This is a genomic window from Bacillus sp. BACIII, assembly GCF_057836745.1.
Map to the genome: position 1 here is coordinate 901,799 of NZ_CM174437.1, position 13,521 is coordinate 915,319.

A 13,521-nucleotide genomic window follows, 5' to 3' on the forward strand; every position below is an offset into this window, starting at 1 on the left:
CAGAATTATTTTTATTCTGTTTATACATGCTATAATATAATAATACCACGTATGAACAAAGGAGGGCACCCGTATGTCAGAAAAAAAAGAAATCGCCACATTTGCAGGCGGCTGTTTTTGGTGCATGGTGAAGCCGTTTGACGAACAGCCCGGAATTGAAAGAGTGGTGTCCGGTTATACAGGAGGCCATACTGAGAATCCGACTTACGAAGAAGTGTGCAGTGAAACGACCGGCCACAGGGAAGCCGTTCAAATCACATTTCAACCAGACATTTTCCCGTATGAAAAGCTTGTTGAGCTGTTTTGGCAGCAGATCGACCCGACTGACGCAGGCGGCCAGTTTGCGGACCGCGGAAGTTCATATCGGGCGGCGATTTATTACCATAATGATGAACAAAAAGAGATTGCTGAAGCCTCAAAAAAACAGCTTGAAGACAGCGGCATTTTTAAAAAGCCGATCGTGACAGACATTTTAAAGGCTGAGCCTTTTTATGAAGCGGAAGGTTATCATCAGCATTTTTATAAGAAAAATCCTGATCACTACGGGCGCTACCGTGTAGGCTCCGGACGTCAAGGATTTCTGGATGAACATTGGAGGGACAGATAGGATGGCTCTAAATAAAGAAGAAAAAATCAAATCATTAAACCGCATGCAATACGAAGTCACGCAAAACAACGGAACAGAGCCGCCATTTCAAAATGAATTTTGGGATCACAAAGAAGAGGGGCTTTATGTTGATATCATCTCAGGAAAACCCCTGTTTACTTCTTTGGATAAATTCGATTCTCATTGCGGCTGGCCGAGTTTTACCAAACCGATTGAGGAAGAAGAGGTTGACGAAAAACTGGATACAAGCCACGGGATGATCCGGACGGAAGTGAGAAGCAAAACAGCGGACTCCCACTTGGGCCACGTATTTAATGACGGCCCGGGGCCGACCGGTCTCCGTTATTGCATTAACTCTGCGGCACTCCGTTTTATTCCGAAGGACAAGCTGAAGGAAGAAGGCTATGAAACCTATCAGCATTTATTTGAGAAATAGAGCTCAGCAATGAGGCCTGCCGATTTAGACAGGCCTTTTTTCTATGCTTTTTTTTCTTCATGTAATCGTTCAATAATCTTTACGACTGTGTCTGTTGTGATGAGCGGCGCTTGATCGGATTGATATCTGGGGAGATTGACCTTCCGGAATTCAGGGTGTTTGGCGGGGTCCGGCAATACCGCGTAAAGATTGCCCCATTCATATAAAGATTCCGTTTCATGAGGAGAGGTCAGTTCTTCGTGAAGTTTCTCCCCGGGGCGTTTTCCTACTTCAACAGCGGCGGGGCGAGGCAGTCCGTGCCGGGTCGCATATTCCTCAAACCCGTGAAGCAGTTCTTCAAGCCTCAGGGACTCCATTTTAAAAATAAACGTTTCTCCGCCCTTTGTAATCGCTGCAGATTGCAGGGTAAGCATTGCTGCGTCATCAATCGACATAAAAAACCTCGTCATATTTTTATCTGTAATGGTGAGCGGGCCGCCATCCATCATCTGTTCAAATAATATAGGAATAACAGAACCGCGTGAACCGAGGACATTGCCGAAGCGGACCGAACAAAACACCGTACCGCGGTTTTGAACATGATGATTTGCCTGATGAAACAGCTTCTCGGACAACAGCTTCGTAGCTCCCATTGTGTTTACCGGAGAAACGGCTTTATCGGTACTGATATTAATCACATGCGCCACCTCTTGCAGCAAAGCGGCTTCTGCGACATTTTGTCCGCCGATAAGGTTGGTTTGAATGGCTTCAAACGGATGATCCTCACAAGTCGGAACCTGCTTCAGCGCAGCGGCGTGAAAGACAATATCAACACCTTTCATCACTTGGTTTACTCTTCTGTAGTCACGTACATCGCCGAGCACAAATGACAGTCTTTGTTCATCCGCGTATTTTTGTTTCATCACATATTGTTTGCTGTCATCTTTGCTGAATACAATGACTTCTTTAGGCGTTAAGAGCAAAAGGCGTTTAACAATTTGGCTTCCGATTGACCCTGTCCCGCCGGTGACGAGAACAGTTTTATCGTGAAAAAATGGTTTTAGCTCTACTGCTTGCTGTTTAGGCATGGCTTATCCTCCAACTCTCGTTTCTCTACCATGCATCATATGTTGAACAATTTCAGCGAGTTAATGAAAGCAACCAATAAATCAAAAATTAGAGAAAATCATTAATCTGATGCGCTTTCATTTCGCTTGATCCGATTAATAGAAAAAGAATTACTAACAAATCATTGTACTAAATATTCACTTATAATTCTGCTCTCATCTTTTTTTCTTCTCTCACCACGAATTTTCACTTTCTTACAATTTTCACAAAAACTTAACACTGATGATTCTGTATGTATTTTACAATTGAAGTGCAGGTTTAAAAAAAGGAGGAAGTAAAATGAATCATTCAAAAACACTTTTGTTAACCGCGGCCGCCGGACTGATGCTCACATGCGGTGCCGTTTCTTCTCAGGCCAAGCATAAGCTGTCTGATCCTTATCATTTTACCGTCAATGCGGCGGCGGAAACGGAACCTGTTGATACAGCCGGTGATGCGGCGGACGATCCTGCGATTTGGCTGGACCCCAAAACTCCTCAGAACAGCAAATTGATTACGACCAATAAAAAATCAGGCTTAGTCGTTTACAGCCTTGATGGTAAGATGCTTCATTCCTATAATACCGGGAAACTGAACAATGTTGATATCCGCTATGATTTTCAGTTGAACGGAAAAAAAGTTGATATTGCGGCAGCATCCAACCGGTCTGAAGGGAAAAATACAGTTGAGATCTACGCCATTGACGGAAAGAACGGCACATTGCAAAGCATTACAGATCCAAAAAATCCAATTGCATCAGCAATTGATGAAGTATACGGTTTCAGCTTGTACCACAGTCAAAAAACGGGAAAATATTACGCGATGGTGACAGGAAAAGAGGGCGAATTTGAGCAATATGAATTAAAGGCGGACAAAAATGGATACATATCCGGCAAGAAGGTAAGGGCATTTAAAATGAATTCTCAGACGGAAGGGATGGCAGCAGACGATGAATACGGCAGTCTTTATATCGCGGAAGAAGATGAAGCCATTTGGAAGTTCAGCGCCGAACCGCACGGCGGCAGTAACGGAACGGTTATCGACCGAGCCGACGGCAGGCATTTAACGCCTGACATTGAAGGATTGACGATTTACTACGCTGCTGACGGGAAAGGCTATCTGCTGGCATCAAGTCAGGGAAACAGCAGCTATGCCATTTATGACAGACAAGGACAGAACAAATATGTGGCGGATTTTCGCATTACAGACGGGCCTGAAACAGACGGCACAAGCGATACGGACGGAATTGACGTTCTGGGCTTCGGGCTTGGGCCAAAATATCCGTTCGGTCTTTTTGTCGCACAGGATGGGGAAAATATAGATCACGGCCAAAAGGCAAATCAAAATTTTAAAATAGTGCCATGGGAAAGAATTGCTGATAAAATCGGCTTCCGCCCGCATGTTAATAAACAGGTTGACCCGCGAAAACTGACCGACAGAAGCGGAAAATAAACATACAAAAAGCAGCTTGGATAAGCTGCTTTTTCATGTGAAGAGCGTTTCATGAGAAAGTATCGGAGCGAATAGCCGTAAGCACGGCCGGAAGCTGGTCATACGTGTAAGCCGGCACTGTCTCTTGATAATTAAGCGCCGCAATTCGTTCACGTTCAGTTGGGTTTGTCATATAAAAATGGATCTTATCCGCAAAATCCGCAAGCCCGCTGTAAGAAACAAAGGATGAAAAAGGGGGCGCGGGAGATAGATCTGTCAGCTGAAATGTCTGACAGGCCGCAATGTCAAAGCTTCTCGTATTTAAACTGATATTTTGGATGCCGCGTCCATTCTGATTGAGCGCAAACCGGTAAGAACGGTGCGGGTTTAAGACCACGTCTGCGCTGTTGTAATACAATGCGGCATGTTCAGGTTCAATCCATTCATCCATTATGAGCACATTTTTCTGTCTGGCGATTGTTTTAGGCAGATGTCTGCGCCATCCCTTCCCGATGATACGAAGCGTATACGGAAGCTTCGCCGCTGCTTTCACGAGTTCAACACGATTCGGATACGGATATCCGATCAGAAGCAGATTGGTGTGAAGAGAAGCGTCAGGCGCTTGTTTCGTAAAAATCCGCTGATTAACGGGAATCGGGACATAATATACGTGCTGTAAGCCCATTTGCCGGTAAGCATCAAGAGCGTTTTGTTCTATGGTCAAAACGGCATCGGCGAGCGGGGCGATTTTTGCGCTCACATCAAAATAAAAAGGGTCCTCCGTCAGCCATAGATAGACGGGAATCTGCTCTGTTCTCAGCCATTGAAGCCATTCTGACGGAATACGGTCGCCCGCCATCATCAGACTGATGTCAGGTTTGAATGCCCGTATGCTGCTGATTGTATCTTCCTGAAGCTCAGAAACAGAAAAAAAGCGGACGGAAGACTGTAAAAAACCTTCCTCGATCCAGCGGTCAAAATACGTGTAAATGCCTTTATATCCTGAACGGATATATAGAACGTTCATCTGCTGTTACGAAGTGAAGGTGACACTTTCGACTTTGTCAACATCAAGCAATGTTGTAGCAGAGCCTGCCGGTGTAACGGAATTTTCCTGCGTAACATAAACAATTCCGTGAACTTCGTCAAAGAAAACAAATTGTACCGGACCGATCATGTCTCCTGAATCCATCACAATGCTGATAACAGTGCCGGGCTGAACTCTCGCAAAAATCCATCTCGCCGCTAATGAAATGCCGCTTCCTAAAACAGATTGAGCGCTGAGACTGTCTTGCGCAGCTGCTTCATCCACTTTTGCATCAATTGCAGATTCTAATAAATCTTTTATATTGTTTTCCACGTTATCTCCTCCATCTGTGCCGCTAGATAAAGCGCTGTTGTCAAATATAGGGTTCAAAAGAGTTTTCAATAGCTTCTTTTTGAGCTCTAAACGATCCTCGCTCATGGGATCATACACCTCCTTTAACGATTTCAACCTCACGTTTATTCATATTCCTGATTGATGTGATTGGTATAAGTCGAATGCCGTTTTGCCGTATTTTTTTCATATTTAATAAAACCGCTGAATTTAGAATCAGGCTTTATCTGTCTATGCGGATTGCAAGCGTGCGACATACGTTGTATAGATGAAAAAAAGAAGGAGAGGAATTATTTTGGATTCAGACGAAACTGTAAAACACGGGGGTTTTGATGAGGAATTTCACCTTTTACTGCTGCTTCTTCTTTTGGTATCGCGGCAGCCGTCCGGAGATCAATCAGATTTGCGGCGTCAGCTTGTGATGGCAAAAGAGCTTGGAGTTCCTGTTTCACGTGTCAATCTGGTTAACGGCAGCACATTGCAGAACGTGATTGTCAAAGAAGTGCTGTCAGATTTGGCCGTTTTTCAAAATCCTCTCAATAATACGAGATCAAATGTCGCGATTTCAAGCATCGTCAGCTGGGGTGCTTTTTAATAACAGATATCAGGCTCTGTCATTTTCGGAGCCGTTTTTTATGTGTTCAGAAGGGGTGATGGGATGGAAAAGAAGATCTCGATTATCTTAACGAGTTACAACAAACCCGATCTCGTGAAACAGGCGATTGAAAGTGTGTTGCAACAGACCTACAGCAATTGGGAGCTGTTTGTAATGGATGATCATTCAAATGAAGAAACCTCGGCGGCCATCAGTACGTATATAAAAGATCACCGCATATACTATTACAACAGTTTTATCAATCCGGCTGAACGGCTGAAATCGACCCGGTATGCCGTTTTGATTAATGATGCGCTTTCACGGATTAAAGGTGAATACGTCACTTATCTGACGGATGACACCGTATATCATCCGGATAGACTCAGCCGCATGGCGGAAACGCTTAATCAATGCACCGAATTTGATGCCGTCTATTCCAGTCAGAAGGTGGTGCATGTAAACGAGCGCGGAACAGAGCAATTCCACTTTTATCGTTTTGCTGATGACGTGCTTGACCAGGCTGCTTTTCTCGTTGATCACTGTTCAGTGATGCACAGGAAGTCATTGCTTCGGCGTGTGAAGGAGAAGTACGGCAGTTTTTGGGACGAAGATGTCATGCATTGGAATCACGGAGACTCTGTTTTTTGGAGCAGGCTCAACACATTTACATCATTTCTGCCGATAAAAGAAGTGTTGGATACGACCTATAAAACACCCCACTCATTCCAGAACACGTATCAATCGCTTCCGTCAGAGCTGGTTGACGGGTCTTTTGTAAAGGGGACGGATCAGAAGGTATATCAGCTTGACCGGAATAAAAGAAAGCTTGTCAATGAGCGCTGGCGACCGTTATATGAAGGAAGAGCCGTCGTCATTCCGGATCCTTTTTTATTTCAATACGAGGAAGAGAACACTGCCGGTATTCCGAATTTTCAGCTCGTCACGGATCAGTGTCATATCTATTTTGTAGAAGACGGGACGAAAAGGCTGATTGATCTTAACGCCTTTCGCTTTTACCAATTTAAACGCCCCGGCATCCTGGCTTTAGAACGGGATGAAATCCAAGCGCTGCCGGACGGTCCGCCGATCAGATGGGAGAGATCGGGCTGTGTTCAGCATCTTCCCGGAAGAATGCTGTTGCGCATTGAACGTGAATTTTATGTTTATTTGAGAGGGGTTCTCCATCCGATCAGTCAGGATGTAGTGAAACGCTTTTTTGCAAATCAGAAGGCGCTACCCATTTCCTTTCAGCAAATTAAACAATTACCAATTGGAAAGCCGTTCTATCCGATGTACGATGAAATTATAAGAAATCTCAATATAACAAAAGGATGAGAGATGCAGTTGGATGTGTAAGGAAAAGGAGAGCTTTTATGACCGATCAATTTGCTAAAACCGAGAAACAATATATTGAGCTTACTTCCGGCATGCAGAGGTTCGAGCATTACAGTGTGTATAGAGACCCTTTGCTGCCGCAGATTTTTTCACATAACTTTGTTCAGCTGCACCGTACATTTCCGTTAGACGGACTGCTTCCGTTTTTTGCGTCTGTTCCGAACATGCTTCAAACCAATTATATTCATGTGAAAGCGGCACCGGAGCACACATTTCCGCTTCTTCTGAAACAAACATTGGTAAAGCAGGGATACGTAGTGGAGGATGAACTGTTTTTCGCAAGGAAGCTGGAAAATGGGGACCGGCAGGCCGGACATCCTCTCACCGCTTGGGGAACGGACAAAAGTCTTGCTGACGGGTCATCTATTATGAACATTTATGATGCCCTTTACATTGGCGAGGCGGCGGCCGAACAAAAGCTTGAGCGGAAATATCCTTTGTATAAGGACGGGACGGTTTTGCTTGTTGTGTGTTACAGCGATGCCTCCAGAACGATTCCGATCGGCTGCGGAGAGCTTTTCATCAACAAAGCGGATAAAACCGCTAAAATTGAAGAAGTTGCCATTCTGGATCAATTTCAGCGGAAAGGCTACGGAACGATATTGATGAACGAGCTGATGGCTGCGGCAAAGCTGAACGGCATGGAAACCGTATACCTTGTGGCGTCCGGGATGGACGGTGTAAACCGCTTTTATGAGAAACTCGGCTTCAAAAGATTTCGGCGTGTGCATACAATTTTTCATTATTTTCTTACATAGATGGGCATTCGCATAAAACAATTGGGAGTTGGCCCGCATACAATGCCGTATATCGTAAGAAGAAAGGGTGATTCGTATGTACGGATACGGATATGGGGGATGCGGCGGTTATGGCTTTGGATACGGCGGCTGCGGAGGCGGAACCAGTACATTCGTGCTGATCGTGGTATTGTTTATTTTATTAATCATCGTCGGTGCGGCTTTTATTTGTTAGACTGAAAAAATCCTATAATGAAAATCAGCCTGCAGAGAACATCACTTCCTGCAGGCTTTTTGTTATGTTCAAAGTCAGCTTGAAAAACATTTTAATACATATTACCTTTCTGAAGAAGGGGGCGAAAATGTGAAAATAACAATTGAAGAATTGCCTGAATCAAGAATTGCTTATTTCCGAAACGTCGGGGAGTATGGCGGAAAGCAAAATAAAGAACTTATGGAGTCTTTTAAAAATTGGGCGCAATTGAATGGCCTGCTTGATCATTCTGTCATTTTAGGAATTCCGCAAGATCATCCGAATCGTACGTCTAAAGAGAAATGCCGCTATGATGTTTGTGCTGTTATTCATCAAGATCATGTGCCTGAACCAGCTCGGATCGGCACATTTTCCGGGGGCAGGTACGCTGTTTTCTTGCTTGATCATACGAAAGAGGCAGTCAGTGGATTTTGGAAAACTGTTTTTTCAGAGATCGAAAAAAATAATCTAATCGTAAGAGATCAGCCCATTATCGAAAGGTACACCTTACAAAAGGTGAATGATCAATTGTGTGAAATATTGGTTCCCATACAGTAAAGAAGACGGGAATTTTCGCCTTCTGCTTATGCCGATTCCGATCAAAATTGCTGTGATGATGAGCTGAGCAGATAAATAGCAGAACTGAGAACGCTCTTCAGGCTGTCGGGATATCTCCGGCAGCCTGTTTTACAAAAAGGTATTTTCTACAAAAAAACTTTCTGAAGGATAAGAATGCTGTTATTCATCTGTTCATACAATGAAGCAAATGGGTTTTTGAGGTGGAAAGATATGGGGAGTTATTTAATCAAACCGGAGCTTGACGGGATCTATCCGACAGTCAGCCATGGAAAAGGATCATATGTGTATGATCTGGAGGGGAACAAGTATCTTGACGGGGCATCGGGTGCGGTCACTTGCAATATCGGCCACGGGACGGAGGATATTATACAAGCTTTAAAAGAGCAGCTTGACTCCGTTTCGTTTGTGTATCGCTCGCAATTCACCAGTGCGCCGGCAGAGGAGCTGGCTTTATTTCTGGCTGATCATCTGCCGGGCGGGCTGAATTGGTCATTTTTTGTAAACAGCGGCTCAGAGGCAGTTGAAACAGCGATGAAAATGGCCGTTCAATATTGGCAGGAAAAAGGCCAATACCAAAAATCCGTCTTTTTATCAAGATGGGGAAGTTACCACGGAATTACTTTGGGAGCGCTTTCATTATCGGGGTTTTATGAACGGAGATACCGTTTCACCCAGCTGCTTGAACGGTTTCCTGCCGTTTCAGCGCCGAATATGTACCGTTCGGAGCTGCAGGGAGAGGAATTTGTAAAAGCTGCGGCAGAGGAGCTGGAAACGGCTGTTAAACGGATCGGCGCCTCATTTATCGCCGGTTTTGTCGCAGAACCGATTGTCGGAGCGGCCGGGGCTGCCATCACTCCGCCGGCAGGCTACTATGAAGCGCTTAAGGATGTCTGCCGCAGGCACCGTATTTTGTTTATCGCGGATGAAGTCATGACGGGGCTCGGAAGAACAGGACGGATGCTTGCTTCTGAGCATTGGGGAATCGTGCCTGATATCGCGGTGCTCGGAAAAGGGTTAGGCGCCGGTTACGCTCCGATTGCGGCAGCCGTTGCCTCTGATGACATCATTGAAACGATCAAGCGGGGCTCCGGGGCCATTATGAGCGGGCATACGTACAGCGCCAATCCATACTGTGCAAGAGCGGCGCTTGAGGTGCTTCGCTATGTCAAGAAACATGGGCTGCTTCAGCAGGCAGAGGAAAAAGGCGCAATACTGAGGCGGAAATTAGAACAAATCAAAGAGCGCAGCGGGGTGATCGGGGATGTCCGCGGAAAAGGCCTTCTGATCGGGGTGGAGTTCGTCAAAGATAAAACGACAAAGGAAGTTTTTCCGAAAAAACAGGCGTTTACAGAAAAAATGATAACAGAAGCAAAAAAACGGGGGCTGCTGATTTACCCTGCAAAGCCCGGTATTGACAGCGGCGAAGGAGACGCCGTCATCATCGCGCCGCCGTTGACGGCTTCCCATGCTGAGCTGGATGAACTGTCAGATCTATTTTCACTAGCTGCAGAAGAAGCAGCAGAAAAAATGATGAAGAGGGATTGAACTGACATGTCTATTTTTCATAAAAAAATCGATATTCATGAAGCAATTGCCGATGTCAAGGACGAATCTGTCATCATGTTCGGCGGTTTCGGGGGTGTGGGGTCTCCTCCGTCATTAATCGAAGCGATTTTAGAAAGCGGCGTTAAAGAGCTGACTGTCATCTGTAATGATGCCGGCTTTCCGGAAATCGGTATTGGCCCGCTTATCGTTCATAAACGGGTGAAACGGCTGATCGCTTCCCATATCGGCTCAAACCCAGTAGCGGGCAGTCAAATGACTGACGGAACGCTGGAGGTGGAATTTTCGCCTCAAGGGACGCTTGCCGAACGGATTCGCGCAGGCGGAGCGGGGCTTGGCGGTATTTTAACGGATATCGGGATTGATAACGCAACCGTTTGCGAGAACAAAGAAACTGTAACGATTGACGGAAAACCCTATTTAGTTGAAAAAGCGCTGACGGCTGATTTTGCTTTTGTGTCGGCACATACTGCTGATGAATTCGGGAATTTGACGTATGACAAAACGGCGCGCAACATGAACCCTCTGATGGCGGCTGCGGCCAAAAGAACCTTTGCTGAGGCGGCGGAAATTGTGCAGGCCGGCGAACTTGACAGCGAGCATATTGTAACACCGGGCGTTTTTGTGGAGGGTGTCGTGCAAAGTGAAGGAGTGAAATGGAAATGGGCTTGGGAATAGCGGAAAGAGAGAGTATCGCAAGGCGGGCCGCCAGTGAAATTACCTCAGGTATGATTGTCAACCTGGGGATCGGCATTCCTTCTTTAGTGCCGAACTTTCTGCCGGCCGGCATGGGGGTGATGCTGCAGGCGGAAAACGGCGTTCTTGGGATAGGAGGAAGTCCTGAGCCCGGAGCGGAGGATGAACTCTTATGCAATGCCGCCGGATTTCCCGTCAGTACGGTAAAGGGAGCCTCATATTTTGATTCAGCGCTGTCTTTTGCCATGATCAGAAAAGGGCTGATTGATATTACCATTTTAGGCGCATTGCAGGTCAGCCGGACAGGTGATCTCGCCAACTGGCTCGTCCCGGGGAAAAAAGTGCCGGGAATGGGCGGGGCGATGGAGCTTGCCCAAGGTGCGAAAAAAGTGGTTGTCGTCATGGGCCACACCGATCAGAAGGGCCGGCCGAAATTAGTCGAAAGCTGTTCATTGCCGCTTACGGCCTCGGGCTGTGCAGACCTCATTATTACAGAGAAAGCCGTCATCAGCATAGAGGATGGGACTTTTGTTCTTGAGGAACTGCTGAATGGTTCGACGATAGACGATGTCATCCAAACGACGGATGCCGAAATCAGATTGGGAGAATGTTTTCTGAAAAGGGGGCCTGTCCATGGATCAATTAGAAAAGAAAATAACTGAGTGGGCGGAAGAAAATGCGGCAAAAGCGGTAAGTCTGCTGAAACGGCTGATCGGGGAAAAAAGCACGTTCGGACATGAATTTAACGCACAGGCAGTCGTTTTAGAAAAACTGAGACAGTTTGACATGGATATTGATGTGTGGGAACCGAATGTCAAACAATTGAAAGAGCATCCTTATTTTGTATCGGAACGTAAAGACTTTCATGAAAGCCCGAATATTACCGCCATAAAGAAAGGAGCCGGCGGCGGGAGATCACTGATACTGAACGGACATATTGATGTTGTCCCGGAAGGAAATCCCGCGGCATGGATGTATGAACCGTTTACCGCTGTTGAAAAGGACGGCAAAATTTACGGCCGCGGTTCAACAGATATGAAAGGCGGCAATACAGCTCTCTTGTTTGCATTAGAAGCACTTGAAGCCTGCGGGGTTACGTTAAAAGGAGATGTTCTGTTTCAAAGTGTCGTAGATGAAGAGTGCGGCGGCGCAGGAACGCTTTCGACGGTTATGAGAGGCTATAAGGCTGACGGGGCGCTTATTCCGGAACCGACTAATTTAAAGCTGTTTGTGAAGCAGCAAGGGTCTATGTGGTTCCGCATTACGGTAAGAGGATTGTCCGCACACGGCGGCACCCGCTATGAAGGGGTGAGCGCGATTGAAAAAAGCCTGCATGTCATCACAGCGCTCAAAGAGCTGGAACACGTCCGCAACGCCCGTATCACGGACCCGCTTTACCGGGATGTTCCGATTCCGGTTCCCATTAATATCGGCACCGTCCAAGGCGGAACGTGGCCATCTTCGGTAGCTGACCGTGTCGTGATAGAAGGCAGGTGCGGGATAGCTCCGGATGAAACACCTGAAGCCGTAAAAGAAGAGCTCGCAAGCTGGCTCAAAGATTTGGAGTACCGGGATGAGTGGTTTAAACACCATCCGGCGGAAGTTGAATGGTTTGGAGCTCAGTGGCTTCCGAACGATCTCCCGGATGACCATCCGCTGATTTCCGCTTTGGAATCTTCTTTTGAGAAAATGAAAGGGACAAAACCGATACGTGAAGCGTCTCCGTGGGGAACGGACGGGGGGCTTTTGCATCATGCGGGGCAGACGCCGGTCATTGTCTTCGGGCCGGGAGAAGTCAAAGCGGCGCACCAGGCAAATGAATATATTGAAGTCCGGGCGTTAATTGATGCCGTCAAAATCATTTCTCTTTTTATGATGGAATGGTGCGGGGTGGCAGATGGAGGTGGCAGAGCTGATAAAGGAACTGAGGGCTGAAAGCGGATCGGCCGAGATTGATGCAGACCGTTTCAACGAGCGGCTCAGGGTCATTCGTTATGACGGGCAGCCCGAGGCGCTTATTCCGGCTGTTTTGGCAGAAGCGAAGCAAGAAGGGGCCCAAAAGGTGATTTTCTTTGCCAAGCGCAGCGATGAGCCGGAACTTGTCAAGCATCTCTTTATTCAGGAGGGGGTCATAGACGGATATTACAATGGACATAAGGCTGCTGTGATGGTGCGTTATTTATCAGAGAAACGGAGACAGTCAGATTCATATGTATCGGAAGATTCGACTGTTGACCGTTTATATGAGACACAGCGGCGGAAACTGACGCAGACAGAAAGCAAGCTCATGTTCAGAAAAGCGGATGAAGATGATGCAGACCGCTTATCGCACTTATATAAACATGTTTTTCTCACCTATCCTACTCCTGTCTTTAACCCCCTTTATATAAAAAAAACAATGAGAGAAAACACCATCTATTATGCCGCCTTCGATCAGGAACGTCTTATCGGCGCGGCAAGCGCGGATCTCAATCCCGTATTGGGGCACGCCGAAATGACCGATTGCGCAGTTCTGTCAGATTACAGAGGAAATTCCGTAACGGCACACCTGTTTAAAGCCTTGGAGCAGGAACTTTCGGGCCGGGGAACCATTCATCTTTTTTCCTTGGCCCGTGCAGCCTCTTACGGGATGAATGCCGTTTTGTATCATGCGGGATACGGCTACAGAGGCAGGCTTGTGAACAACTGCCGGATTTCAGAAGGGCTCGAAAATATGAATATATGGTGCAAGACATTACGTTTCAGCCATTCATAAGGAGGAATTC

Annotated in this window: 16 protein-coding genes; 13 read left to right on the plus strand and 3 right to left on the minus strand. The window is 46.4% G+C overall.

Annotated elements, in window-relative coordinates; translation table 11 throughout:
- The first annotated feature begins 73 nt into the window (after positions 1 to 73).
- Both msrA and msrB read left to right on the plus strand, forming a co-directional pair.
- A complete protein-coding gene (gene msrA / locus ACXN9U_RS04710; RefSeq protein ID WP_047474523.1) occupies positions 74 to 607 on the plus strand; it encodes a peptide-methionine (S)-S-oxide reductase MsrA in 534 nt (177 codons plus the stop codon).
- Between the two features lies 1 nt (position 608).
- The gene (msrB, locus tag ACXN9U_RS04715; protein ID WP_060962507.1) at positions 609 to 1,043 is read left to right on the plus strand and encodes a peptide-methionine (R)-S-oxide reductase MsrB; all 435 of its coding nucleotides are present in this window, start codon (positions 609 to 611) and stop codon (positions 1,041 to 1,043) included.
- 41 nt (positions 1,044 to 1,084) lie between these two features.
- Here the strand turns inward: msrB and ACXN9U_RS04720 are convergent, their stop codons facing one another.
- Complete coding sequence (locus ACXN9U_RS04720) at positions 1,085 to 2,110, minus strand: SDR family NAD(P)-dependent oxidoreductase (RefSeq protein WP_489202232.1); 1,026 nt, start codon at positions 2,108 to 2,110, stop codon at positions 1,085 to 1,087.
- Positions 2,111 to 2,429: 319 nt separating this feature from the next.
- Between ACXN9U_RS04720 and phyC the strand changes: the two genes are divergently transcribed.
- Entirely contained in the window at positions 2,430 to 3,581 is a 1,152-nt protein-coding gene (gene phyC / locus ACXN9U_RS04725) for a 3-phytase (protein ID WP_489202233.1), read from the plus strand.
- Between the two features lie 49 nt (positions 3,582 to 3,630).
- Here phyC and ACXN9U_RS04730 read toward each other — a convergent pair whose 3' ends face one another.
- Both ACXN9U_RS04730 and ACXN9U_RS04735 read right to left on the minus strand, forming a co-directional pair.
- On the minus strand, positions 3,631 to 4,587 hold the full coding sequence (locus ACXN9U_RS04730) for a CgeB family protein (protein WP_045926146.1): 957 nt from the start codon (positions 4,585 to 4,587) through the stop codon (positions 3,631 to 3,633).
- Positions 4,588 to 4,593: 6 nt separating this feature from the next.
- Positions 4,594 to 5,025 carry a hypothetical protein gene (locus tag ACXN9U_RS04735; protein WP_016936653.1) on the minus strand — a complete coding sequence of 144 codons (432 nt, stop codon included), beginning with the start codon at positions 5,023 to 5,025 and terminating at the stop codon, positions 4,594 to 4,596.
- Positions 5,026 to 5,233: 208 nt separating this feature from the next.
- Between ACXN9U_RS04735 and cgeC the strand changes: the two genes are divergently transcribed.
- The 10 genes from cgeC to ablB all read left to right on the plus strand — a co-directional run bounded on the left by cgeC (position 5,234) and on the right by ablB (position 13,511).
- Complete coding sequence (gene cgeC / locus ACXN9U_RS04740; protein WP_060962528.1) at positions 5,234 to 5,533, plus strand: spore maturation protein CgeC; 300 nt, start codon at positions 5,234 to 5,236, stop codon at positions 5,531 to 5,533.
- A 63-nt stretch (positions 5,534 to 5,596) separates the two neighbouring features.
- Positions 5,597 to 6,868, plus strand: a complete 1,272-nt coding sequence (locus ACXN9U_RS04745; protein ID WP_060962529.1) for a glycosyltransferase family 2 protein — start codon at positions 5,597 to 5,599, stop codon at positions 6,866 to 6,868.
- A 38-nt stretch (positions 6,869 to 6,906) separates the two neighbouring features.
- Positions 6,907 to 7,686: a GNAT family N-acetyltransferase gene (locus ACXN9U_RS04750; RefSeq protein WP_060962530.1), complete on the plus strand. Its 780-nt coding sequence runs from the start codon at positions 6,907 to 6,909 to the stop codon at positions 7,684 to 7,686.
- Positions 7,687 to 7,762: 76 nt separating this feature from the next.
- Positions 7,763 to 7,900, plus strand: a complete 138-nt coding sequence (locus ACXN9U_RS04755) for a YjcZ family sporulation protein (protein WP_047474574.1) — start codon at positions 7,763 to 7,765, stop codon at positions 7,898 to 7,900.
- A 129-nt stretch (positions 7,901 to 8,029) separates the two neighbouring features.
- On the plus strand, positions 8,030 to 8,476 hold the full coding sequence (locus tag ACXN9U_RS04760; RefSeq protein WP_489202234.1) for an AraC family transcriptional regulator: 447 nt from the start codon (positions 8,030 to 8,032) through the stop codon (positions 8,474 to 8,476).
- 231 nt (positions 8,477 to 8,707) lie between these two features.
- Positions 8,708 to 10,042: an aspartate aminotransferase family protein gene (locus tag ACXN9U_RS04765; protein WP_060962532.1), complete on the plus strand. Its 1,335-nt coding sequence runs from the start codon at positions 8,708 to 8,710 to the stop codon at positions 10,040 to 10,042.
- A 6-nt stretch (positions 10,043 to 10,048) separates the two neighbouring features.
- On the plus strand, positions 10,049 to 10,738 hold the full coding sequence (locus ACXN9U_RS04770; RefSeq protein ID WP_489202235.1) for a CoA transferase subunit A: 690 nt from the start codon (positions 10,049 to 10,051) through the stop codon (positions 10,736 to 10,738).
- Positions 10,723 to 11,418 (plus strand): 3-oxoacid CoA-transferase subunit B, encoded by a 696-nt coding sequence (locus ACXN9U_RS04775; protein WP_489202236.1) that lies wholly within the window; start codon positions 10,723 to 10,725, stop codon positions 11,416 to 11,418. The genes ACXN9U_RS04770 and ACXN9U_RS04775 overlap by 16 nt, the downstream gene beginning before the upstream one ends.
- Entirely contained in the window at positions 11,390 to 12,691 is a 1,302-nt protein-coding gene (locus ACXN9U_RS04780) for a peptidase (RefSeq protein ID WP_489202237.1), read from the plus strand. Before ACXN9U_RS04775 ends, ACXN9U_RS04780 begins: the two co-directional genes overlap by 29 nt.
- Positions 12,669 to 13,511: a putative beta-lysine N-acetyltransferase gene (ablB, locus tag ACXN9U_RS04785; RefSeq protein ID WP_489202482.1), complete on the plus strand. Its 843-nt coding sequence runs from the start codon at positions 12,669 to 12,671 to the stop codon at positions 13,509 to 13,511. The genes ACXN9U_RS04780 and ablB overlap by 23 nt, the downstream gene beginning before the upstream one ends.
- The last annotated feature ends 10 nt before the right edge of the window (positions 13,512 to 13,521 follow it).